The following is a 23,238-nucleotide window of genomic DNA, read 5'->3' on the forward strand; positions in this document are numbered from 1 at the left end:
CGTTTAACATGCGCGTGTAGCTCAGCTGGATAGAGTACCTGGCTACGAACCAGGCGGTCGGAGGTTCGACTCCTTCCACGCGCACCAATATAGTTAACGAGATACGTCTTGTTGATTTAAAGCGTTAAACGCGGAGAGGTGGCCGAGTGGCCGAAGGCGCTCCCCTGCTAAGGGAGTATGGGCTTTAACTCCCATCGAGGGTTCGAATCCCTCCTTCTCCGCCATTCTATTCTTTTAGTCGAGAAGAATAGAATAAATTTGCTAGATAAAAGTGCTTATCCTAGACTCAATCTTAATTGAATCTTAGAAGTACAAAAACGAGTTTGCGCGTGTAGCTCAGCTGGATAGAGTACCTGGCTACGAACCAGGCGGTCGGAGGTTCGACTCCTTCCACGCGCACCATATAGATAAGCCCTGCAAGCAATTGCAGGGCTTTTTTATTTTTTAATCTGTAAGGTTTAACTCATTATATTTTTACCCGCTTAGGTTTAACCTTAACTTTGCATCATCATCTTTTGCTTTACCTTAGCTATCTTCGGTGTTGCTATCTTTAGCCATTTCGTTTTAAACACTTCTCTTTCTTAGGTTCAACTCACTGAAGAATCTGCTTTTGCCTGTGTTGAGAGTCTATGACGACATTGGATATTCATGTCTGCACTCAATGTCAGTCTCTCAGTGCTGCCTCTGGAGGTATTAGCTGTTCTTTAGTCTACATGTGTGGTGTTTACTTATGTCGGCAGTGATGGGCTACGTGTGAGCTCGTGAGCGATAGACCACGGGGAGTGATGAGGATGAATGGTGAGGTGGTTTCAATACTGTGCCGTAGGTTAAATGGCAGTGTTTAGAATTGACTCGGGTTCAATGCGGCATCTGGCCCAAGAGCGTAGATTAAGGCTCATAATTGCTCATAGATTGCAGTGATATAGATACAAGAAGGGCAGCCAAGTGGCTGCCCTTCATTCAGTTAGAACCAATCATAACAAGTGAATCAGAGTAAATGAGAAGCTTAAGCTTCTAACTTAGCAAACTCAGATTTTTGTTCGTTGAGCTTGTCCATGTCACGCTTGAGATCGGCCATCTTAGCGCGCTCTTTGTCGATAACCTCGGCAGGGGCTTTTGCCACGAAGCCTTGGTTCGACAATTTGCCTTCGATGCGAGCGATCTCTTGGCCGAGCTTTTCAAGCTGTTTGTCGATACGGGCCATTTCGGCGGCGACATCGATTAAGCCTGCCATAGGGATCAGCAGCTCCATTTCGCCAATCAAACCTGTGGTCGACATAGGCGCAGTTTCGCCATCGGCTAAAATGGTCATGCTTTCTAAGCGGGCAAGCGTAGTGAAGAAGGTTTGGTTCGCTTCTACACGGGCTTTATCCTGCGCGCTAACACCACGAAGTAGGGCATTTAGCGGTTTAGATGGGGCAATGTTCAGTTCGGCGCGAATGTTACGCACCGCGACGATCACTTGCTTAACCCATTCTAAATCGGCCATTGCTGCGCTATCGACTTTAGCGGCATCAAATGTTGGGAACGGCGCAAGCATAATGGTATCACCAGTGACACCGGTTAACGGTTTAACGCGCTGCCAAATGGTTTCAGTGATATACGGCATCATAGGGTGCATCAGGCGTTGCATCGCTTCGAGCACTGTCACTAAGGTGTGACGGGTGCCGCGCATTTGCGTTTCGCTGCCGTTTTGCAATACCGGTTTGGTTAACTCTAAGTACCAGTCACAGAACTGGTTCCAAGTGAACTCATACAGGGTATTGGCCGCTAAGTCGAAACGGTAGGCTGTCATGTGATCGTCAAAGGTCTTAACGGTTTGATTGAACAAGCCAATAATCCAGCGATCTGCCAACGAGAGTTCCATCTCGCCGCCTTTGTGCTCTGGTGAGCCTGGGCCGCAATCTTGATCTTCTGTGTTCATCAGCACGTAGCGTGAGGCGTTCCATAACTTGTTACAGAAGCTACGGTAACCGTCTAAGCGCTTCATGTCCCAGTTGATGTCACGACCCGTTGATGCCATTGCCGCAAGCGTAAAGCGCAGTGCATCAGTGCCGTGGGCTTCTATACCGTCAGCAAACTCTTTGCGAGTGCTCTTTTCAATCTTGGCGGCCAGTTGTGGCTGCATCATGTTGCCGGTACGTTTTTCAACTAAATCTTCAAGTCCGATACCGTCGATCATGTCTAATGGATCGAGTACGTTACCTTTAGATTTTGACATTTTGTTACCCGCTTCATCGCGGATAAGACCGGTTACGTACACGGTTTTGAACGGGACTTGTGGTTTGCCGTCTTCATCTTTGATGAAGTGCATGGTCATCATGATCATACGGGCAACCCAGAAGAAGATGATGTCAAAACCTGTCACCAACACGTCGGTTGGGTGGAAGGTTTTTAAATCTTCTAAATTGTCAGGCCAACCTAAGGTCGAGAAAGTCCACAGGGCTGAGCTGAACCAAGTGTCCAGTACGTCTTCGTCTTGGCGTAATGTCATCGAGTCGGCGATATTGTGCTTAGCACGTACATCGGCTTCGTTGCGGCCGACATAGACTTTGCCATTTTCGTCGTACCATGCTGGGATGCGGTGCCCCCACCATAATTGACGCGAAATACACCAGTCTTGAATGTCACGCATCCACGAGAAGTACATGTTCTCGTATTGTTGTGGTACAAATTTAATGCTGCCATTTTCAACGGCTTCGATAGCGGTTTTCGCCATTGGCGCAACAGCTACATACCATTGGTCGGTCAGCATTGGCTCGATAACCACACCGGAGCGATCGCCGTAAGGCACTTTCAAGGTGTGCGGCGCGATTTTTTCGAGCAGCCCTAAAGTGTCAAATTCAGCGACGATAGCATCGCGCGCTTTAAAACGGTCAAGTCCGGCAAAGCGTTCAGGCAGGCTGCCATCGAGCGTTTTGTTAAAGGTACCGTCAGAGTTCACCACTTCGGCGCTCACGCGAATGGCGGCATCTAAGGTCAGCACGTTGAACATGGGTAGGTTGTGACGTTTACCGACTTCATAGTCGTTAAAGTCATGGGCCGGGGTGATCTTCACGCAGCCAGTACCAAAGGCCATGTCGACGTAATCGTCGGCCACGATAGGAATGCGGCGGTTAACAATCGGCAACAGAATAAACTTACCGACCAGCGCTTGATAGCGTTCATCATCGGGATGCACTGCAACCGCACTGTCGCCGAGCATGGTTTCTGGGCGCGTGGTAGCGACTTCTAAATAGTCTTTACCATCGGCTGTCAGTTCACCGTCGGCCAGTGGATAACGCAGATGCCACATGTGGCCCTGTTTTTCTTTGCTTTCCACTTCTAAATCAGAGATAGCTGTGTGCAGCTTTGGATCCCAGTTGACCAAACGCTTACCGCGATAAATCAACTCGTCTTCGTACAGACGTACAAACACTTCCTGCACTGCCTTGGACAAGCCTTCGTCCATAGTGAAACGCTCGCGGTCCCAATCTACAGAAGCGCCCATACGACGTAGCTGCTTAGTGATAGTGCCGCCCGATTGCGCTTTCCATTCCCACACTTTATCCATAAAGGCATCGCGACCTAGGTCATGGCGATTTTTACCTTCTTCGGCTTCAAGCTTACGCTCAACCAACATTTGGGTGGCGATACCCGCATGGTCAGTACCGACTTGCCATAGGGTATTTTTGCCTTTCATCCGTTGGTAACGGGTCAAGGTATCCATAATGGTGTCTTGGAAGGCGTGGCCCATGTGCAAGCTGCCCGTCACGTTAGGTGGCGGGATCATGATGCAATAATTGCCTTTGGATTCATCGCCGTGTGGCTTGAAGTAACCTTGCTCTTCCCAGTTTTGGTAAAGCGTTTGCTCGATGGACTGCGGATCGTATGTTTTTTCCATGGGAACGTGTCTGTCTCAAACTAATTAAGTGGATGTGTTGCTAAGTCTTGGGTCTGTAAATTGACCCCTAAGCCGCGATACTGTCGATAACGTTCGCGAGCGACCGCTTTATGCTGATCGTCATTGGCAACAAAATCGATAATGTGGCCAAAGTTTACCGCAAATGGGGGCGCTTGGTCTGCAAGATTAATCAGAACTTGGCGACTTTTGTTGGCGCCGAGGCGATCAAAACCAATTTCTACCGGCGATCCCGTCATCGGGCCTTCACCTTTGAGGTTATGAGGTACAAAGGCACTTGGCTCAAACTGCCATAAAAGTTCATCAATTGCATGGGCTTGCTGTTTATCTTGGCAATGGATATAGACCCATTGTTGCTTCACAAAAGCCTGTTGCGCCAGTTGGCATGCCAGAAGATGCATCTCGCAAAGTGCAGGGTTCGCATTCGCGGTTTCAACAGGTGAATCAGCCTTGGCTTTGGCAGGCGATGCCACTAGCGGCATAAGATAAAACAGCACTTGAGTCATGATTTCAATGCCTTGCTTCACTTGTTTTAGTGGCGAACGAGAGCAGCAGTTTACACTAAAAGTCAGTATGGGTTAATGCTTAGGGCAAACCTTACGGTGAGGTTTTATCTATCACTGTCTGGCTGGACTTAATGGGATGCTTTCAAACCGTTGGAGATGAAGAGGGTAGAGCTATAACTCTTTGAAAAATTATTCTAAAACCATTAGTTGTTCAGTTTTTTATTCAAGTTCTTATTCAGGAAATCGATTTTCTGATTAAATTAAGAAAATAAAAAAGGCGAAGATGAAATCTTCGCCTTTCATTTATCGAGCCTTTAACACACTAAGGCCGGATAGTCGGTTATTCGCCGAGTTCAACACCAGCACGATTGATCAGGAACTGAGTCAATAGTGGCACTGGACGACCCGTAGAACCTTTGTTAGCACCGCTATTCCAAGCTGTACCCGCAACGTCTAAGTGAGCCCAGTTGTACTTTTTAGCAAAGCGCGAAAGGAAACATGCTGCTGTGATAGCTCCAGCAGGACGGCCACCTAAGTTGGTCATGTCAGCAAATGGGCTGTCGAGCATATCTTGATACTCATCCCACAATGGCATACGCCATGCGCGGTCACCACTTTGCTCACCGGCACTTAATAGCTCGTGTGCTAGAGGGTTATGCGATGAGAACAGACCCGATGCGTGTTTACCAAGGGCAATCACACACGCACCAGTCAGGGTTGCAGTATCGATAACCAATTCAGGATCGAAACGCTCAACATAGGTTAATACGTCACATAGGACTAAACGGCCTTCTGCATCGGTATTTAACACTTCAACGGTTTGACCTGACATAGTGGTCAGAATGTCACCTGGACGGTAAGCATTACCCGATGGCATGTTTTCACAGCCAGCCAGAATACCCACAACGTTGATAGGTAACTTCATATCACAGATGGCTTTCATGGTGCCGATAACACCTGCTGCGCCACCCATGTCGTACTTCATTTCGTCCATGGCTTCGCCAGGTTTCAATGAAATACCACCCGAGTCGAAGGTTAACCCTTTACCGACTAATACGATTGGTTTTTCTGTGCTATCGACAGCGCCCTTGTATTCCATCACAGTCATGATGGATTCATTGGCACTGGCGCGACCGACTGCAAGGTATGAGTTCATGCCCAGTTTGGCCATTTGCTCTTCACCAATAGTGGTGACATGCAGAGTGTCGTGTATTTCAGCCATTTGGCGAGCTTGAGAAGCTAAATAGGCTGGATTACAGATGTTCGGTGGCATGTTGGCTACATCGCGACATAAATGCATGCCAGCAGATACTGCCATACCATGCTCGATGGCGCGCTCACCTAAAGTTAATTCACGGCGAGTCGGGACATTAAACACTAATTTACGCAGTGGACGGCGAGTTTCACCTTTGCGGGTCTTCAGGGCATCAAAGCTATAAAGACTGCTATTAGTGGTTTCAACCGCTTGACGTACTTTCCAATACGTATCGCGTCCTTTCACGTGCAGTTCAGTTAAGAAGCAAACCGCTTCCATTGAACCCGTTTCGTTAAGGGTGTTGATTGTCTTAGTGATGATTTGTTTGTATTGGCGTTCGTCTAGTTCTCGTTCTTTGCCACAACCCACTAATAATACACGTTCACTCAATACGTTAGGAACATGGTGCAGCAATAACATCTGGCCAGGTTTACCTTCCAGATCGCCGCGACGCAGTAGGTTACTGATATAACCTTCGCTAATTTTATCTAATTGCTCCGCGATACCCGACAGACGACGGGGTTCATAAACACCGACCACGATACAGGCTGAGCGTTGTTTTTCGGGGCTACCGCTCTTTACGCTAAACTCCATGAGCACTCCTAGATTCTTAAAGACAAATTTTTATATTTATTGGATAATGTCTGCTTGTCCCGAAAAGGGCCTAAGTTATTACTCCAAAGGTGATTTATTCTCGGCGCTTGAGTCACGCATTTCGTGACGTTAAGTTTACCTAGAACCCCTGAAGCTGGTCAGAAAACTATCAAAAGTAAACAGTTTACATGAAAGTTAGTCTGTTACCAGCAAAAAGATAAGTTTAGAGACCGGATCCTGCCTGTGATTGTATTTAAATACCTTATTCGAGAAGTTTTAAAGGCACAAATTGCGGTACTTTTAGTGCTGTTAACTATTTTTATTAGCCAGCATTTCGTGCGTATACTGGCCGATGCCTCCGACGGCGATTTTCCCGCCTCTTTAATCATGACTCTGATTGGGCTTAACTTGCCTTATCTGGTGATCTTAGTGCTGCCGTTAAGTTTGTTCTTGGGTATTTTACTGGCCCACGGCCGTATGTATTCCGAAAATGAAATGGTCATTCTCCACGGTGTTGGGGTCAGTGAGTGGTATGTCACCCGCGTAACGCTGATCCTCGCCGTGATCAATATGCTGTTTACTGGCTATTTATCCCTTTATGTTGCTCCTTGGGCAGAAGAACAGCAAAACCAAGTGCTCGAAAAAGCCCAGTCTGAAGCGGGTCTTGCCGCCTTAATCCAAGGGCGTTTTCAGGCGAGTCCCAATGGTCGCGCGGTATTATTTGTTGAGCGTATTGGTAAAGATAACGAGTTAGATAAAGTGTTTGTAGCACAGTTGCCAGATCCTGATGATGAAACTGGCGTGACCAATGTCGTGGTGGCTAAAGGTGGACGAGTACAGGAAGATAGTTCAGGTGCTCAACAATTGAACTTGAATGACGGCGTGCGTTATCAAGGCAGCCCGAAGGCGAAGGACTACCAAATGATCGAATTTGGTGGTTATAAAATGCAAATTAAAGAGCAGCAAGTTGATGAGCGTCGCCGTAAGTTATCTGCATTGCCCGTTGATGAACTCGTGAAAATTGAAGGTGCTGAAGCCGCTGCTGAATTCCACTGGCGTCTTGCTATCCCGCTCGCGATTCCAATTATGACACTAATTGCTGTGCCGTTGGCGCGGGTGAATGTGCGCCAAGGTAAGTTTGCTAAGATGTTCCCAGCAGTACTTTTATATCTTGGCTATTTTGGGCTAATGGTCGCGGGACGTAAGGCATTGCAAGATGGGATTATTCCACTGTATTTAGGTATGTGGTGGATCCATGTTTCTGCGCTCTTGATGGGGTTATTCTTGCTCGGCAAAGATAGGCCTATTTTCAGTCGTATATCGTCCTTGTTTGCCAATAAGAAGGTGGCAGCATGAAGATATTAGACCTTTATATCGCCAGAATATTGTTAAGCACTTCAGCGCTTTGTTTGCTGGTGTTGACTGGTTTGTCGGGCATCATCAAATGGGTTGATCAGCTGCGTTTAGTTGGCCGTGGCACCTACAGCATGATGGATGCTGGCATCTATGTTTTATTTTTAGTGCCACGGGATATTGAAATGTTTTTCCCTATGGCCGTCTTGCTAGGCGCTTTGATTGGTATGGGAATGTTGGCATCGAATTCCGAACTTGTGGTGATGCAAGCTTCTGGCATGTCACGTTTGCAGATCACTATGTCGGCGATGAAAACTGCTGTGCCTTTGATGTTATTGGTGATGGTTTTAGGAGAGTGGGGCGCACCGATTGCTGAGCAAAAAGCCAATGAGTTGCAAGCTGTTAAACTCTCTGGTGGGAGTTTAATTAAGTCCCATCGTGGAATTTGGGCAAAGGATGGTGATTTGTTCGTTAATATTGGTGAAGTTGAAAACATCAATAAACTCAGCAATATCACGCTTTATAAATTCAATAGCGAACTTAAGCTCACCAATGTAGTTCACGCAGACCGAGCGGTCTTTTCCCAAGATCGCTGGCGTTTATTTGACGTTAAACGTACCGATTTAAGCTATGAAAAAGTCGTGCTTGAGTATCTTGAAGAAGACCAATGGCAATCAAGTTTAACGCCAGATAAGCTCAGCGTAGTGTCGATTAAACCCGAGGCGTTATCTATACGTGGTCTGGTCGGTTATCTTGATTACCTTAAAACTAACAGTCAAGATCCCAGCCGTTATGAGCTTGCTTTATGGCGCAAGGTGATGCAGCCCGTGACGGTCGCAGTGATGATGTTAGTGGCACTGTCGTTTGTATTTGGTCCGCTGCGGACAGTGACTATGGGCGCGCGCGTATTACTTGGGGTCGTAGCAGGTTTTAGCTTTTATATCAGTAATGAGATTTTTGGCCCCATGAGTATAGTGTATGAGCTACCCGCTTATGTGGGGGCTGTTGCGCCAAGCTTGTTGTTTACTGGCGTTGCCTTCTACTTTATCCGGCGATGATACGCAGCTTATTACTTCTTACTCCGGATTTTGTCAATTAAGAATAGTCCATAAAAATAGTCCATAAAAAACGACGCTTTTGCGTCGTTTTTTGTATTTCGGATTTACTTAAGAATAAACTTATGCCCCATGCCAGTTACGCATTTGGTTGGCTTCTTTAGACAGCACGACAACTTCTGAGCGAGTCATCATATCCTGCAGTGCGCGCTTATCATCATTGATTAAAATCCATAAATTGCCAATGCCGAGCAGTGACCAAATGATGCGAGCGTAGGCAGTGATTAGACTTAAGTTTTGGCCATTAGGATGTTGAATTTTAAGCCGCCAAGCGCGCATCCCTAAGGTTTGACCGCCCTTACTCCAGAATAATGCGTAGAAAGTGCCGACACACAAGGCAAGCCAGAGTTGATAAATTCCCTGATAAACCGGCGTGCCATTGAGTGCATCTGAGACATGTTCAAAGCCATTCATGCCAGCCAGTCCTGAAGCGGTGAGGCCGTAGAAAATCCCAAAGCCCATTGCGCCCGCAACCATATAGACGGCCACGGCTAACATCGAATCGTAAATTGCAGCGCCTAGGCGGCGGAAGAATCCTGCGCGGGGGAAATTAGCATGTTCGGTATTGAGCATTACAGTGTCCTGTTATTGAAGTGCTTAAAGCTAATACAAAAAACAATTAATACATTAGCCTAGGCTTCAGGTTCTTCATCTCTGACAAAGTGGATATTGCTAAAACCAAAGCGGGCAAACTCTACTTTCCTGAATTCTTTTTCAGCCTTGGCACCTTTACGAGATGTCATGGCGACTTGTTGTTCCATAGCCAAAAATTTGGTCAGATCTATGCCTTCGGCTTCGGCCACAGCTTCATATAAATCATGGTGTTTGTCGTAGCTAAAGGCGATAGTTTTCGTCTTACCTTTGAAGGTATAAGTGACTTGACGGGCCATGGGGGGGAGCTCTCCTGAAATAAGTCTGAAATTAATTAAATTCACTTCTAAAAATAAAATACACAGCACCTAAGATGCACAGTCCTGCCCACAGATAATCGAGCTTCAATGGTTCTTTCATATAGAAATAGGCAAAGGGGACAAACAAACTTAAGGTGATGACTTCTTGTAAAATTTTTAACTGGCCGACATTCATTACTGTGTAGCCGATACGGTTAGCAGGCACTTGCAGCAAGTATTCAAATAGGGCGATACCCCAGCTCACTAAGGCCGCAATAATCCAAGGTTTTGAGCCTAGCGTTTTCAAATGCCCGTACCAAGCAAAGGTCATAAAAATATTACTTAAGCAAAGTAAACCGATAGTGGTTAGGGTTGGATTCATTTTTCATCTCTATGATTAAATTTATAAATCATATACATAGCATCGTCAGTATAGCTGCCAAGGCATTTATCGATTGCCTTAGGTTTAAAACCCATTTTAAGCCAATAGCTGTCGGCACCTTGTACGGCTACGAGGGATAAGGAATTGAGATTATAGCGATCCGCCAATAGTGTTAGGCGGGTCAGCGCCTTAGCGCCGGCGCCTAAACCTTGGGCTTTGGCCGAAATCGCAATATCGTGTAGGTATAAGGTATCAGCCTTGGGTAAATGTGTGATGGGCTGATATAGCGCGGGCGGCATATTGGCGGTCCAAGGGTGAGCCAAGCAATAACCGACAACCGACTTATCCACTTCGAACACAAAACAGGACTGAGGTGATACCTGCCATTTACTTTGCAGTACGTGCAGTGGCTCAGGATCCAGTTGTGAGTAACACTCGTCTTGGATCGCTAAAATGGCATCCCAATCCTCTGGGGTGATTGCACGCAGTAACATGGCCGACATTTATCCTGTTTCAAGAGTTCTGTTGAAGGAACTCCGTGGAAAGAGTCCTGATTCAAATAAGCTCGGCATTATAACCTCAAGCAGCGTTAAAATGCAGGCTCCAGCGGCAATATAAAGCGCTTTAAAACCCGTATAAACTGAGCTTTCAGCGCTTTTAAGCATTAGCAGCGGTTAAATGCCCAGATATCGTTGGCGCAGGTGACGCTCAAGATATTGACCATTTAGGGTTTCGCCCGTTGCTTGGCGTATCAGTTCATCGGTTGTGAGCAAAGATCCCTTAGACCAAATGTGTTCACTCAGCCATTGGAATACCGAGTTCAACTTGCCTGTATCGATTAGGGTTTCAATTGGCCCTAAGGCTTTTTCCATCGCAAAACGGCATTGGGCGGCATACATGGCGCCTAAGGTGTAACTTGGGAAATACCCTAGTTCACCAACGGCCCAATGAATATCCTGCATGCAACCGTCTAGGTAGTTGCCATCGGTATTAATCCCCAGTAGTTGTTGCATCTGCGTCGACCAAAAATCAGGCAAATCCTCTACGGTTAAGCTGCCGTCGATAAAGGCTTTTTCTGCCTCAAAGCGCAGTAAAATGTGGCAAGGATAGGTGACTTCATCGGCATCGACGCGGATCAGTCCGGGCGCTACGCGGGTGTAATGCTGTGCTAATTCTTGGGCGCTAAAATGACAATGAAGATGTTGCGCAATTTTAGGCTGCAATTGGCGTAAAAATGCCGGATTTGCCCCGAGTTGCATTTCGCAGAATAGACTCTGGCTCTCGTGGATACCCATAGAACGCGCCAGTCCTGCAGGTTGTCCGCGCCACGCTTGAGGTAAACCTTGCTCGTATCTGGCATGGCCTGTTTCATGAACTATGCCCATGATAGCACTGCTAAAATCAGCCTCATTGTAGCGGGTCGTTATCCGCACATCGCTTGGCACGCCGCCACAGAATGGATGGCTGCTGATATCCAGCCTACCGTGGTTAAAGTCAAACCCCAGAAAATCCATTACGTCTCGGCCAAGGGCTTGCTGCGCGCTAACATCGAAGGGACCATTTAGCGTTAACTTAGGCTCGTTTGCCTGTTTAGCCAGCACTTCTTGGATAAGTGTCGGTAGCCAATCTTTCAGTCCGCCAAAGGTTTGCTCTAGCTTTGCCGAGGTCATTCCCGGCTCAAATTTATTGAGCAGGGCATCATAGGGGGAAATATTCTGGGCTTCGCCGCGGATCTGCGCTTCTTCCTTAGCAAGTGCAATTACGGCTTTAAGGTTTGGTTTAAAGCCTTGCCAGTCATTATTTTTACGTTGTTCACGCCACGCATTCTCACATTGATAGGCCATTTTAGTTTTGGCTTGCACGAGATCGCCGGGCACTAAATTTGCCTGTTGATATTGGTACTGCATTTCCCGCAGGTTGGCTTGTTGTTCCGTTGTGAGAGATTCGTCCGTCGCGCCGTGTAAGTGTTCGGCTAAGACGGTTGAGGTTTTGAGTGTGTGGATATGTCGCGCCAGTTCAGCCATTGCATCGCCGCGATCGCTATTACCGCCCATAGGCATCATAGCTGCTTGATCCCAGTCACCTAGAGCGCTGAAATGTTCAAAGTGAGAAATTTTTTGAAAATGTGCTGTCAGTTTATCGTAACTTGGTGTTGGTACTTTGCTCTTGGGTGAGTCCATGGAATTTCCCTTCTGGCGCATCAAATCCTGCGCGAATAAATAACAATAACAGGATGATCATACAATGACGTCAACAGTATACTCAAACAACCTGAAGATGCAGGACTCAGTGGGCTGATATTAACGCTATAGTAACGCACTTGAGGCAAGGCCATTTATTGCTCTTGAATAAATGGCATCCACGCCATATATGGCGATTACGGCTATTTGCAGCTCTCGCGGGCTAAGCTAAAAAGGGAGTTGTAGTGTTAAAGTGGTTTTCGATAGGGTACTCGTAGCGAAGATGGCCACGCGATTTTGGCGCAGCAGAGCATAGTCAAAATCTGTTTTAGGGACAATTTTTAGTTTGGAAATTGTGCTTGCCTTGCTATTCTGTTGTGGTTAAGTCGATAATTACAGTGAAATAAATGGAATGCTGTATTGTTCAAGGAGATGACTATGTGGGCGTTTTTAGTTGAACAGCCTAATTTACCTTACACCATAGCTTTTGCCTGCGTACTGGCCCTTGGTGTGTTTGAAGTCTTCGCATTATTCATAGGTTTAAGCATGTTAAGTGCGTTAGACCAATGGGTACCTGCTGATGTGGAATATGATGCTGATGTGGGTGCGGGTGGACTCACGGGCATTGCCGGTTGGCTGTGTCTAAATAGACTCCCATTACTTATTTGGTTTGTGCTTGCGCTGACCAGTTTTGCGATTGCGGGTTATATCGTCAATTTTATCAGTGTTAGTGTTGCCGATTTTTTACTGCCGCAACTGTTCACTTTACCCATTGCTATTGTCGCCAGTGCATTTTCTTGCCGTTATTTTGGTCGAGTGCTTGCAGATCATTTGCCTAAAAATGAATCGAGTGCGATCTCGCTAGATGATCTTAGCGGCTATGTCGGCACTATCACCTTAGGTTGCGCAATTAAAGGCATGCCCTCTGAAGCTGTCGTTCGCGATAAACATCAACAAAAACATTACGTTTTAGTCGAGCCCGAAACTTCGGATATCGAGTTTGCCTCAGGCACTCAAGTCGTGCTGCTTAAGCGAGAAGGCCGCGTCTGGTCTGCTACGCGTTTTGATAATTAATCTTCCCAAGCCATAAATCAATTGAAAGGAAATCAAATGGATGTGTTAACAAACATAGGTTCATCCGGTAGTTTTATTTTGCTCGTTGCGGGTATGGTGCTACTCGGCCTCATTGTGATCGGGTTAATTTTCGCCAAGTTATATAAACGTGCAACCAAAGAAATGGCCTTTGTGCGTACCGGCTTTGGTGGTGAGAAAATCATTAAAGATGGCGGCGCTATTGTGTTGCCTGTATTACATGAAACCATCTCGGTAAACATGAACACTTTGCGTATCGAAGTGGAGAAAACCCAGAAAGATGCGCTGATCACTAAGGACAGAATGCGTGTCGATGTGAAGGCCGATTTCTACTTGCGTGTAGCCCCACATTCCGATGGTATTTCAATGGCAGCACAAACCTTAGGCACGCGTACAAACCGCGTTGAAGAGCTTAAAAAGCTGATGGAGTCTAAGTTTGTTGACGTGCTGCGTGCCGTGGCCGCCGAAATGACCATGACAGAAATGCATGAGCAGCGTGCCGATTTTGTGCAACGGGTGCAAAATAACGTCGCCAACGATCTGGAGAAAAACGGTCTCGAACTCGAATCGGTTTCATTAACGGGTTTCGATCAAACTGATTTGCAGTTTTTTAATGAAAACAACGCATTTGACGCCGAAGGTCGTGCGCGTCTGGCGAAAATTATCGAAGAGAAGCGCAAGGAAACCAACGATATTCAGCAGGAAAACCGCATTAAGATCGAGCAGCGTAACCTCGAAGCTGAAAAGGAATCCCTAGAGATTGAAAAGTCGGAAGAAGAAGCGCGCCTGATCCAGCAACAGTCGTTAGAATTTAAACGCGCCGATCAAAAAGCGGAGATTATTAAGCAGAAAGAAAACAAGGCTCGTGAAGAACGCGAAGCCGAGATTGCCAAAGAGCGCGCCATTGAAACCGCTGAAATCGAAAAGACCAAAGATATCGAAACCCGTGAGATTGAAAAGTATAAGTCGATTGAGCAATCGCGCATTCAACAGCAAAGGGATATCGAAGTTTCTGAGCAGGAAAAACGCATTGCGGTAGCGGCCAAATCTGAAGAAGAATCAGCAGCTCGTGCCCGTGCAGCTGAAGCCGAAAAACTGAAAGTTGAAAAAGAAGAAGCGGTAATCACAGCGCGCCAAGTGGCAGAAGCTAATCGTCGCAAAGAGATTGAAGTGATTGATGCCCGTAAGGAAGCTGAGCGTGATGCAGTCGGCGTAACAGTGCAGGCCGAAGCTGAGAAACGTGCCGCTGAAGACAGATCGAGTGCGATTCTGATTGAAGCGCGCGCCAGTGCCGATGCGAAAAAACTGCAGGCCGAAGCGGATGAAAAAGTGTATGCCGTTGAAGCAGCAGGTAAACAAGCGCTTTACGAAGCTGAAAACGTCTTGAGTGATGAGCAGATTGCCCTGCAAAAATCCCTCGCCATTTTGAAGGCCTTGCCTGAAATTGTGGCCCAAGCCGTTAAGCCGTTAGAAAACATTGAAGGTATTAAGATTCTTCAAGGTTATGGTGCAGGTCATCAATTTGCTGCGGGTGGCGAAGGTGCTCACCATCAAGGTGGCATCGCAGAGCAAGTGACCAGTGCAGCGTTAAACTATCGCGCCAATGCGCCTGTTATCGATGCCATGCTCAGGGAGTTAGGGTTAGTGAATGGCGACTCTGGAACTTTGAATGATTTATTGAACGGCAATAACACCTTAACCGCCGAAGCCTTAAGTGGTGTGACCTTGTCGAACTCTAGACCTAAGGACTATAGCCAAACGCAGGTAGTAGAGAGCCAAAGTGTGCTCAAGCCTTAATCTCAACGACATTAAACTAAGTCAAATCAAGTAAAGCGCTCGCCGTTGCTCTTTTGAGCCTTGTGCGGACAAAAGATTGATAAATAGGACGAATGAAATAAAACCGCTCACCATTATGGTGAGCGGTTTTTTTTTGGCATTAAATCAAATCTAACGGCTTATTTGTGTACCTTGTCGACCCCCGATGAGCGACCTTCGGCATGACAGGTTGCGCATGACTCCTGTCCTGATTGGTAAATTCGACCACCGCTGGCATCGCTTTGGTAAACCCCGCCAAAGCTACGTGCATGGACGACTAAACTATCGATAAGCGTGTGACATGCCGTGCAGGTTGCTAAGGTTGGTGAGTACTCGGCAATTTGCCCTATGTTGGCTGCATCGGGTGTCGCAACTAACAGGGATTGTTGTGCACTTAGCCCCTCGAGACTGAGCTGTCCTGCGCTATGGCAAACACTACAGTTATTTTTTGCATTAGGGTAAGTGAGTTCGGGACGTGGGTTATCAAAACCCACTACAGTGCGGGTTCCCGCATGCAGTGAATGCACCATTTCCCTGTAGCTCAAAGTATTGTTGATGGTGCGATAGGGCTTGATTTGGCTGGCCCCAGGAGTATGCATCACATTGGCATTGAGATACATAATCGCATCATTACTGTGGCAACTTTGACATTGCCCATCGGTCAGTGCGGTTGCTGTTTGCGGTGCATGACAGGTGCCACAGCTGCTATTGGGTTCAAAAATTCCTTTCATTTGATGCGCTGACAGAACTCTATCTTCTAATCCTTGATCATGACATTGGCGACAGGCCTGTTCATCGACCTTAGCTTTTGCCGTAACAGCTTGACCTTGCAGGCTTAGCGAATTAATGGCACTGAGACTCACCTCTTGATTTGCGATATTACAGTTAACGGCAAAGCCGGTATTTTTATCGGCACAGAGCACCAGTTTACTGTAGAGTTTTGACTGACTCAGATCGCCAAAATCGGCAGCCGACAGGTTAGATATAGTGACTGTTAGCTGATTGGGCGCGGTAATTTTTAAGGCGACGTCGCTCCTGTTTGCTAATAAATCCCACACTTTACGCTGGCCGTTATTGATTGGCATGTTCGCGCTATTTGTTTCACCTGTGGCAATCAACCAGAAGGATTTTATCATAGGTTGACTGGCGGGCAGTTGCTCCATTTGCTGCACTTGCAATGTCACCGCAAGGGTCTTAGCTTCAACGCTTAGCTGCGAACTCAGTAACTTAACTTGGTAATCGCTCACCAGCTTAGTGGCTGTTTTCACAGCGGCATTGTGGAAAAGCCCGACACCTTCAGGATTAGTGCTATCAGGGTGGCAGCCGCTACAACCCAGTGCCCATGGGGTGGCAAAAATTTCCCTGTTGTGGAATAAACCCGCTACAGTACCATTCCAATCTGCGGGGATTTGCGCTTTGTGACAGTCAAGACACGCGGTTTTACTGGGGATATTACTATTGCCACTTTGCGCCGTTGCGCCGGGAATATGGCATTGCTGACATTGGGCCATATCACCGGGAAAGGTCACATTGGCGTAGTCATATAGCTGTCCCTTGTAACCTACAATTTGATATTTGGCTTGGTGGATCTGGTGTGTCAATGTCGCCATATCAAGGCTATTACCCGTTTCAGGATCGCCAGAGTAAGTCGTGTGACAGACAACGCAGCCCTCAAAGGCAAAACGTTTATTGCCGTGCATCAAAAGGCGAGTGTCGGTATTGGCTAAGTCTGGGTTATGGCATCGAAAACAGGCTTGTTCTGGCGCGATCACTTTACGGCCCATATCCGCCGCGACTGTCTGTCCTGTGGCGGGCACAAAATCGTACACGCTGTTGATCAACTGAGTGTCGATTGGGCTATTTGCGAACGGTTTTAACTCTAGGTAAATTCTGTGGGTGAGCTCAGGCGAGTACTGGGTATCTATCCCCGTAAATTGTGAGTAACCCGTGAGTGGTTTACTCAAAGTGTAACGGTATTGGCCCGCGCCTAAGGAGGTTAGACACGCCGTTTTACAGTTGCTTTCAATGCCTGCTTGCCACTGAGTCTGTGCATTCGCTTGGGCATTTGTTGCAGGTTCTACTTGATTATTGATGTAACTGGTCCATTGCAACGCAGCATCTGTCGCGCTTGCTGCAGAGTTAGTGACTTCTGTGCCAGTTGTTGCCATAGCATTCGCCGCGGCTTGGGTGATTTGATAGTGCTCCTGCGGCGGTGCTAATTTGGCAATACCGACACCTAAGGTATCTAGCTCCTTCAGGTTTTCTAGCCCTGTGACCGCAATACCATTGGCATTGCTGAGGAAGAAATCGACCTGCACATGAGTTTGTGCATCGATAACCACATTTTCTATTGTCGCTTTGAGTGTATCCGCTTGTTCAATGCTGATACTCACAATCCCTGGTGGACCTTCTTTCCCATCGTCACCATCGGAACAGGCTGTCATCAGACAGACTGCGACTGCCATTGGCGTAAAGATTTTCCATTGAGAACGGGTATTCGTTTTCATCATTTTCCATTCCTTTTTAATTAGATTCTGTCGGGACTCTAATCGGAATGTATGCGGTATAGATATTAACTTAGTTATGAGTTGAGTTGCACTTAATTAACCAAATTTAAAAGTTATTTGTTAATTATATCAAGGTAATTTGAAGTGAGGCATTATTTAAATTTTCTAGATGTTGAATTGTTAATTCTTGAAAACGTTACTCTGATGCATGTCGTGTAACTTGATCTAATAATGCCCCAATATGGGTAATTGTGACGCAGGTTAAAAATCAAAGACATAATTACTTTAGCATAAATTGTCGGGAATCAAAGTGTATGCATATTTTAATTATATTGCTTTGACTAATAAAGGATCAAATATGATTACCAGAAGAGGAATGCTTAAAGGCGGTATGGGCGTTGCTGTCGGTACAGTTTATAGCGGAACATTAATAAGTTTTCTGACCGGTTGTGGCAGTGACAGTAATAGCCAAGAGATAGTAGAAGTCATGCCTGGTGGACTCATGGTGGTGAACCCTACGGTTTGTGTTAGCTGCAGACGCTGTGAAATTGCCTGTGGTTGGAACCATGAAGGGGATAGCAGTCCGACACTTGCCCGCGTCAAAGTAGAAAGAAATATGAACTATGGCCCACATGGTGTGCAATTTGATTATGAAATACAACGAGGAGAATGCGGCGATAAAACCGTTGTTCCTTCCACTTGTCGCCACTGCGAAGTCTGCACTGAAGTTTGTCCACAGCAAGCTATTTCAACGAACGAACAAACTGGCGCCAAAGTGATTGATGAAGAACGTTGTGTCGGATGTGGTTATTGTGCAGATAAGTGTCCTCAGCAAGTCATTAAAGTTGTTCGCAGTAAAATGAAAGCCGTCAAATGTGATTTATGTAACGGTAAACCTGCCTGCGCGCAAGTTTGTCCTACAGGTGCAATTAAATTTTATAACTGGGAAGAGGCTGAAGCTGCATTAGAACAATACGAAAAATATACCGGCTTAGTTTCTTAAATTCAGGAGAAATAATATGAGTGATAAAATAGGTGGTTGGGCGGGTAAAGTCCTCAGAGTTAATTTAACAACTAATCATATATGGTATGAGCCAATCAATAAATATTATGACTATATCGGTGGTATGGGGATTGGTTATAAAATATTGTGGGATGATCATAAGGATAATATTACAGCAATCGACCCAGATAATATTATTGTCTTTTCTGCCGGACCATTAACGGGTTCAGGCGTTATTTGTACTGGACGAACAACCATTACTTCCCGTAGTCCCGTAATTGAAAAACATCTGATTGCCGATGGTCACTTTGGTGGGCATTTTTCACCCGCAATGAAATTTGCGGGCTTCGATGCGATTGCGATAGAAGGCAAAGCGAGCAGTCCTGTGTGGCTTAAAATTGTGGATGATAAGGTCACGATTGAACCTGCCGATGCCCTATGGGGTAAAGGTATATTTGATACCCACGCTATGATCGCGCAAATGATGGGACCCAATGCACAAGTGGCGGCCATTGGCCAAGCGGGTGAAAACCAAGTGCCTCTTTCTGTCATTATGACTCAGGGCGGGCACTCAGCAGGTGGTCATGGCTCGGTAATGGGGTCAAAAAATTGTAAAGGGATCGGCATTATCGGCACTGGCGCCGTTAAAATCGCCGCCAATAATGAAAAGATGCGTGCCTTAGATGACCATATTTTAGGTATTATCGGTGCCAACAATAATGGTGTCGTTCCTTCAACGCCGCAATCTTGGGCTGAGTACTCAGCCCCCATCAGCCGCTGGAAATCTCGGCCCGGTTTGAAGTGGGGCGCTGCCGATCAAGAAATCGATTTAGGCGAAGTGCCATGGAATGAACGCAATCGTATTGGGTTTCGAACTTCGATGGCAGAAAGCTACATTGGTGTGGAATATGCCAATAAGTGGATGAAGCGTACGGGAGGCTGTCATTCATGCCCAATACGTTGCTTCTGCGAGCTAAAAGTCCCTGAATTGAAAAGCAAATACGGTCGTAAAACCGAACATATATCTAACGTCTGTATGGGATTCCTCGTACCACAGTATTTAATGGGCACCAAAAATGGTACAGAAGCACATGCGATGGCGGGCGCTTTAGGGGCTCATATTCTCGATGACTATGGTATTTGGTGTAACTATGGCTCCATTTCTCATCTATTTAAATTCCTAAAAACAAAGGATATGTTTAAGCATTTATTACCTGAAGATGAATTTAACAGCATTCCTTGGGCGCTCTGGGATAACCAAGATCCCGCTTTCTTACTTGATTTTTATCGCCGAGTGGCGTTTAAAGAAGGTGAAATTTCCCATATGGCCGACGGCTTATATGATTTGATCAAGCGTTGGGGGTTAGATGGAACCAATCCCAAGTTAGGTAATTGGGATATTCACAAAGAAAGTGCAACTAAGGTATTCAACAAGAAAACCAATGCTGCCGTGCACCATGCCAGTGAAACCGCGGGTCAGGTGGGTACGTTAATCAACGTCGTCTTTAACCGTGATGCTCAGTGTCATTCCCACATCAACATAGTTAACAGTGGGTTGCCACATGATATGACAGTGGCGATTGCCGAGAAAAAATGGGGTGAAGGTGCATTCGATAAGGTGAATTGGTATACCCCAATCAATGCGGCTAAGATCCGTTTTGCAAAATGGTCGCTGGTGAAAAACGTATTACATGACTCTCTGACACTGTGTAATTGGATGTTCCCACTGCTGGCATCACCGGATAAAAATCGCAACTATGAAGGCGATAGCACCATTGAATCGCAGATGTTCAGTTTAGTGACTGGGATTGAAACCACAGAAACTGAATTGGACTTTAAGGCGGAAAGAGTGCTGCATTTACACCGTGCCTTAACCGTATTGCAAATGAATGAAAGCAATATGCGCGAAGAGCATGATGTGCTCAGTGACTGGGTTTATGATTTGAATCCAGATAAAAACTTCGGTCAAGAGGGCACCATCAAGATGGACCGCGCTGACATGCAAACGGCGCTGGACATGTTCTATGAAGCCTTTGGTTGGGATATTCAAACCGGTGCGCCAACTCGGGCCACGCTCGACAAGTTTAGCCTAGGTTTTGTTGCCGATAGATTGGCGGCTAGAGGCCTGTTACCCAGTTGAACACTATAGTTGGACACTATGATTGAACTTGTCGGTTATATCAGGGTATTTAGCCAACACGGACGCTTAGTCACGGCGGAGCAAATCGCCGCCGTGGCAGGGCTCGAGTGGGATAGTGAGCAAACGGTTAACAGTTATATTCGCCTAATCCTCAATGAGGCTTACAAGGATGTGCAGATGCGTTTGTCGGATAAGCGGTATTTCTTCTATTCCGACAGAAGCATAGTTGAACGTTACGCTGAGCAATGGTTAGCATTGGAGCGGGGTGAAGCGTTTGAGGCGATTATTACCCAGATCCGTCGCAATAGTTGCCGCCATACTGAGGTCTATCTGGAGAGTGTACTGACGTTTGCCCCCTATCTTTATGATGAGCCTACATTAGCCAATGTGCGTGAGCAATTACCGCAACAGCTTGGGGCTGAGGATATCCATTATGCAGTGGACAATCAGGGGAAAGGTTATTACTACTCGACTCTGGGATTGAGTCACAGTTATGCGGCCGTCCTCGCTAATTATGATCCTTGTGAATGGTCAAACTGAGATTCTGCGACCTCATTGATATTGATTAAGCGCCTTCGGGCGCTTTTTTATCGCAAATATCTCATATAGCTAGCGTGAAATTAGCTTGCCAGCGTTTGAGTGTACTTTTTGATGATTTCGTCAATTTTACCATTGGCCTTCAGTGTCGCTATGGCTTGATTGATGGCAGGAAGCAAATCGGCATGTTCTTTTCGCAACCTAAACACTAAGTCACCATCAGAATGCACTGCCGCCAGTGCGACAGGGATCCGCAACTGAGTCGACCAATACAAGGCTGGGTAATTACCAGCAATAACGGCATTGACTCTGTGTTTATCTAAGGCTTTGATCAGCTCCTGCTCTGAGGTAAAGTCTGCGCGGATAAAATCTTTATCGTCGTGATATAAATAACCGCGCACTGTACCTATTTCTTGGCCTTTTATCTGGCTGATATCTTTATATTTACTGACATTCTCTGGTAATGTGACTACATATTCAGTGATTTGCATTATGGGGGCCGATTTGACAAACAGCGGCCCTAAATCCTGCTTTTCAAACCAACTGGGGCTGACGATATCAAAGTCGAGTTGACCGGTTTCTAGTGCATTATTGGTGCGCTTTGGCGGCAGGGCGAGGATTTCACCTTGGATTGCAGCCATAGATAAAATGATCGGAATAAGCTCAGTGATCATCCCCGGCGCCTCGGCTTGATCACCGATAAAATACGGATACCAAGAATAGGAGCCAGTGATATTGTATTTGAGCTGTTCCGCAAAGGCGTACTGTTGAGTCAAGTAAAGGGTGAACAAGGCAAATCGAACTAAGTGTTTATACTGCAAACATCGCTTAACCATATTGCTTTTATCCTTGTTATCTCTGCTTTAGCTAAGACCTATCCGATGGTCATTCTATCTAAACTGTGTGAATGAATTGTTTATTGGATCACAATCAGTCACATCCGCCATATTTAAGCTATTTTCTGCTTTTCGCTGTTATACCAATCACATTAAATATCTAATCAGTTCAGAGCCTCACAGGCATCTCAATCCAAGGCGCATTGACGCAGAAATGGTTATTCCCTTTTAAGTCAATGCAACACCGGAGTGGGATGCCTGTGTGGCTCCCGAAGGGCGGCTGATGTTCACTACATGGCAACGCGCTTTATACTGCGTTTAAGGCTTTCGGCAGAGCACCACTATGCCTTCAAGCCTTCGCCTTATCTAAAGCGCGTTGAACTCCCGCTGAATGAACAGATATTTAATACGATTGGTATTACCTTAAGCCAATAGCTGACACAAAGCTGGCTGCTGATTATTAGGGAAAATTTGATAGGTTTTATGGTGCTTAATCAAACTGGTTTTCTTGTTGCCTTGGCTGAGCAATAACCCATGGGACAGGGCGATACGCGTTAGTGTCTGTTCATCGGCGCGGACATATAAGTTGATTGGCTTGATCAGCTGATTGTCTTTAATATGTTGATTAAATTCTTTGGCATCAATCACTAAGCTAGATTGACCATCACCATCGAGTTTCAGCTTGGCACTGATTTCAGTGTCAGTAAAGACTAACCAATCGGCTTGTTTTAAGGTCTCAATCATGGCATTTAATGCCGTGCCTAAAGCGGGCTCCGATGTCTCAACTGATTGATATTGATACACTATCCTTTCTAGTAAACGCTTGAGTTCGGCGCCCGCACCTTGGCTGCGAGCCAAACGTATCCAAGCCGTGAGATCGTCGGCTACCAATTTAGAAAAGCGTTTTTCCTTTAAGGACTCGACCATCCAATTACACAAAAAATGACTTTCCTGCGCAGAGGTGCGCTGGGCTTTCTTGGTCTGTGCTGAAGCGGTTAAATCGGCAAGACCCGCAAGGGCGAGTTCGAGCACAGCTTGGTTATAGGTTTGAGAATTCATTATGACTCCGCCGCGGGCTGAAGTGATGTTATCTATTTGAACTTGGACGATATTGATTGCGGCGGAGCTAGTT

Annotated in this window: 18 protein-coding genes and 3 tRNA genes; 10 read left to right on the forward strand and 11 right to left on the reverse strand. The window is 46.2% G+C overall.

The features are described from left to right. Positions 1 to 10: 10 nt before the first annotated feature. The 3 genes from KO537_RS03895 (at position 11) to KO537_RS03905 (ending at position 402) form a co-directional block, all read left to right on the forward strand. Positions 11 to 87, forward strand: a tRNA-Arg gene (locus tag KO537_RS03895). A gap of 45 nt (positions 88 to 132) precedes the next feature. Continuing rightward, positions 133 to 224, forward strand: a tRNA-Ser gene (locus KO537_RS03900). A gap of 101 nt (positions 225 to 325) precedes the next feature. Further along, positions 326 to 402 (forward strand) — tRNA-Arg (locus tag KO537_RS03905). Between the two features lie 604 nt (positions 403 to 1,006). On the opposite strand, the gene KO537_RS03910 is transcribed toward KO537_RS03905, so the two are convergent. From KO537_RS03910 to pepA, 3 genes are all read right to left on the reverse strand, one after another. After that, positions 1,007 to 3,883 (reverse strand): valine--tRNA ligase, encoded by a 2,877-nt coding sequence (locus KO537_RS03910; RefSeq protein WP_173243512.1) that lies wholly within the window; start codon positions 3,881 to 3,883, stop codon positions 1,007 to 1,009. 20 nt (positions 3,884 to 3,903) lie between these two features. Further along, entirely contained in the window at positions 3,904 to 4,407 is a 504-nt protein-coding gene (locus KO537_RS03915; protein WP_219233905.1) for a DNA polymerase III subunit chi, read from the reverse strand. Positions 4,408 to 4,747: 340 nt separating this feature from the next. Continuing rightward, complete coding sequence (pepA, locus tag KO537_RS03920; protein WP_006082597.1) at positions 4,748 to 6,256, reverse strand: leucyl aminopeptidase; 1,509 nt, start codon at positions 6,254 to 6,256, stop codon at positions 4,748 to 4,750. Between the two features lie 243 nt (positions 6,257 to 6,499). Here pepA and lptF point away from each other — a divergent pair, with 243 nt between their 5' ends. Then, entirely contained in the window at positions 6,500 to 7,612 is a 1,113-nt protein-coding gene (lptF, locus tag KO537_RS03925) for an LPS export ABC transporter permease LptF (protein ID WP_113939369.1), read from the forward strand. Further along, positions 7,609 to 8,667 carry an LPS export ABC transporter permease LptG gene (gene lptG, locus KO537_RS03930; RefSeq protein ID WP_105251819.1) on the forward strand — a complete coding sequence of 353 codons (1,059 nt, stop codon included), beginning with the start codon at positions 7,609 to 7,611 and terminating at the stop codon, positions 8,665 to 8,667. Before lptF ends, lptG begins: the two co-directional genes overlap by 4 nt. 120 nt (positions 8,668 to 8,787) lie before the next feature. On the opposite strand, the gene KO537_RS03935 is transcribed toward lptG, so the two are convergent. From KO537_RS03935 to KO537_RS03955, 5 genes are all read right to left on the reverse strand, one after another. Then, a complete protein-coding gene (locus tag KO537_RS03935) occupies positions 8,788 to 9,297 on the reverse strand; it encodes an RDD family protein (RefSeq protein WP_131523600.1) in 510 nt (169 codons plus the stop codon). A 59-nt stretch (positions 9,298 to 9,356) separates the two neighbouring features. Further along, on the reverse strand, positions 9,357 to 9,614 hold the full coding sequence (locus tag KO537_RS03940) for a DUF2960 domain-containing protein (RefSeq protein WP_006082593.1): 258 nt from the start codon (positions 9,612 to 9,614) through the stop codon (positions 9,357 to 9,359). 31 nt (positions 9,615 to 9,645) lie between these two features. Next, on the reverse strand, positions 9,646 to 9,996 hold the full coding sequence (locus KO537_RS03945) for a DMT family protein (RefSeq protein WP_006082592.1): 351 nt from the start codon (positions 9,994 to 9,996) through the stop codon (positions 9,646 to 9,648). Then, positions 9,993 to 10,490 carry a GNAT family N-acetyltransferase gene (locus KO537_RS03950; protein WP_113939489.1) on the reverse strand — a complete coding sequence of 166 codons (498 nt, stop codon included), beginning with the start codon at positions 10,488 to 10,490 and terminating at the stop codon, positions 9,993 to 9,995. Before KO537_RS03950 ends, KO537_RS03945 begins: the two co-directional genes overlap by 4 nt. Positions 10,491 to 10,670: 180 nt before the next feature. Next, positions 10,671 to 12,176, reverse strand: a complete 1,506-nt coding sequence (locus tag KO537_RS03955; protein ID WP_173243518.1) for a carboxypeptidase M32 — start codon at positions 12,174 to 12,176, stop codon at positions 10,671 to 10,673. Positions 12,177 to 12,614: 438 nt separating this feature from the next. On the opposite strand from KO537_RS03955, the gene KO537_RS03960 reads away from it, so the two are divergent. Beyond that, positions 12,615 to 13,250: a YqiJ family protein gene (locus KO537_RS03960; RefSeq protein WP_173243521.1), complete on the forward strand. Its 636-nt coding sequence runs from the start codon at positions 12,615 to 12,617 to the stop codon at positions 13,248 to 13,250. Positions 13,251 to 13,286: 36 nt separating this feature from the next. Then, a complete protein-coding gene (locus tag KO537_RS03965) occupies positions 13,287 to 15,065 on the forward strand; it encodes a flotillin family protein (protein ID WP_173243524.1) in 1,779 nt (592 codons plus the stop codon). A gap of 158 nt (positions 15,066 to 15,223) precedes the next feature. Here KO537_RS03965 and KO537_RS03970 read toward each other — a convergent pair whose 3' ends face one another. Continuing rightward, positions 15,224 to 17,593, reverse strand: a complete 2,370-nt coding sequence (locus KO537_RS03970) for an OmcA/MtrC family decaheme c-type cytochrome (protein ID WP_173243528.1) — start codon at positions 17,591 to 17,593, stop codon at positions 15,224 to 15,226. A gap of 355 nt (positions 17,594 to 17,948) precedes the next feature. Between KO537_RS03970 and KO537_RS03975 the strand changes: the two genes are divergently transcribed. Genes KO537_RS03975 through KO537_RS03985 form a run of 3 tightly spaced genes read left to right on the forward strand, consistent with a single transcriptional unit; the run spans position 17,949 to position 21,273 of the window. Further along, positions 17,949 to 18,593: a 4Fe-4S dicluster domain-containing protein gene (locus KO537_RS03975; RefSeq protein ID WP_105251824.1), complete on the forward strand. Its 645-nt coding sequence runs from the start codon at positions 17,949 to 17,951 to the stop codon at positions 18,591 to 18,593. A gap of 16 nt (positions 18,594 to 18,609) precedes the next feature. Then, entirely contained in the window at positions 18,610 to 20,733 is a 2,124-nt protein-coding gene (locus KO537_RS03980; protein WP_105251825.1) for an aldehyde ferredoxin oxidoreductase, read from the forward strand. Between the two features lie 18 nt (positions 20,734 to 20,751). Continuing rightward, positions 20,752 to 21,273, forward strand: a complete 522-nt coding sequence (locus KO537_RS03985) for a hypothetical protein (protein WP_173243531.1) — start codon at positions 20,752 to 20,754, stop codon at positions 21,271 to 21,273. 80 nt (positions 21,274 to 21,353) lie between these two features. Here KO537_RS03985 and KO537_RS03990 read toward each other — a convergent pair whose 3' ends face one another. Continuing rightward, entirely contained in the window at positions 21,354 to 22,106 is a 753-nt protein-coding gene (locus KO537_RS03990) for a transporter substrate-binding domain-containing protein (protein WP_173243534.1), read from the reverse strand. Positions 22,107 to 22,529: 423 nt separating this feature from the next. Further along, positions 22,530 to 23,165 (reverse strand): DUF2913 family protein, encoded by a 636-nt coding sequence (locus KO537_RS03995; protein WP_168822978.1) that lies wholly within the window; start codon positions 23,163 to 23,165, stop codon positions 22,530 to 22,532. Positions 23,166 to 23,238 lie beyond the last annotated feature (73 nt).

This window comes from Shewanella sp. NKUCC01_JLK (genome assembly GCF_019345615.1).
Taxonomy (GTDB): Bacteria; Pseudomonadota; Gammaproteobacteria; order Enterobacterales; family Shewanellaceae; genus Shewanella; species Shewanella oncorhynchi.

Excerpts from the sequence above, each read along its gene's own strand:
- KO537_RS03910 (WP_173243512.1), bottom strand. The coding sequence starts at position 3,883 with ATGGAAAAAACATACGATCCGCAGTCCATCGAGCAAACGCTTTACCAA.
- KO537_RS03915 (WP_219233905.1), bottom strand. The coding sequence starts at position 4,407 with ATGACTCAAGTGCTGTTTTATCTTATGCCGCTAGTGGCATCGCCTGCC.
- pepA (WP_006082597.1), bottom strand. The coding sequence starts at position 6,256 with ATGGAGTTTAGCGTAAAGAGCGGTAGCCCCGAAAAACAACGCTCAGCC.
- lptG (WP_105251819.1), top strand. The coding sequence starts at position 7,609 with ATGAAGATATTAGACCTTTATATCGCCAGAATATTGTTAAGCACTTCA.
- KO537_RS03935 (WP_131523600.1), bottom strand. The coding sequence starts at position 9,297 with ATGCTCAATACCGAACATGCTAATTTCCCCCGCGCAGGATTCTTCCGC.
- KO537_RS03940 (WP_006082593.1), bottom strand. The coding sequence starts at position 9,614 with ATGGCCCGTCAAGTCACTTATACCTTCAAAGGTAAGACGAAAACTATC.
- KO537_RS03945 (WP_006082592.1), bottom strand. The coding sequence starts at position 9,996 with ATGAATCCAACCCTAACCACTATCGGTTTACTTTGCTTAAGTAATATT.
- KO537_RS03950 (WP_113939489.1), bottom strand. The coding sequence starts at position 10,490 with ATGTTACTGCGTGCAATCACCCCAGAGGATTGGGATGCCATTTTAGCG.
- KO537_RS03955 (WP_173243518.1), bottom strand. The coding sequence starts at position 12,176 with ATGGACTCACCCAAGAGCAAAGTACCAACACCAAGTTACGATAAACTG.
- KO537_RS03960 (WP_173243521.1), top strand. The coding sequence starts at position 12,615 with ATGTGGGCGTTTTTAGTTGAACAGCCTAATTTACCTTACACCATAGCT.
- KO537_RS03965 (WP_173243524.1), top strand. The coding sequence starts at position 13,287 with ATGGATGTGTTAACAAACATAGGTTCATCCGGTAGTTTTATTTTGCTC.
- KO537_RS03970 (WP_173243528.1), bottom strand. The coding sequence starts at position 17,593 with ATGATGAAAACGAATACCCGTTCTCAATGGAAAATCTTTACGCCAATG.
- KO537_RS03975 (WP_105251824.1), top strand. The coding sequence starts at position 17,949 with ATGATTACCAGAAGAGGAATGCTTAAAGGCGGTATGGGCGTTGCTGTC.
- KO537_RS03980 (WP_105251825.1), top strand. The coding sequence starts at position 18,610 with ATGAGTGATAAAATAGGTGGTTGGGCGGGTAAAGTCCTCAGAGTTAAT.
- KO537_RS03985 (WP_173243531.1), top strand. The coding sequence starts at position 20,752 with ATGATTGAACTTGTCGGTTATATCAGGGTATTTAGCCAACACGGACGC.
- KO537_RS03990 (WP_173243534.1), bottom strand. The coding sequence starts at position 22,106 with ATGGTTAAGCGATGTTTGCAGTATAAACACTTAGTTCGATTTGCCTTG.
- KO537_RS03995 (WP_168822978.1), bottom strand. The coding sequence starts at position 23,165 with ATGAATTCTCAAACCTATAACCAAGCTGTGCTCGAACTCGCCCTTGCG.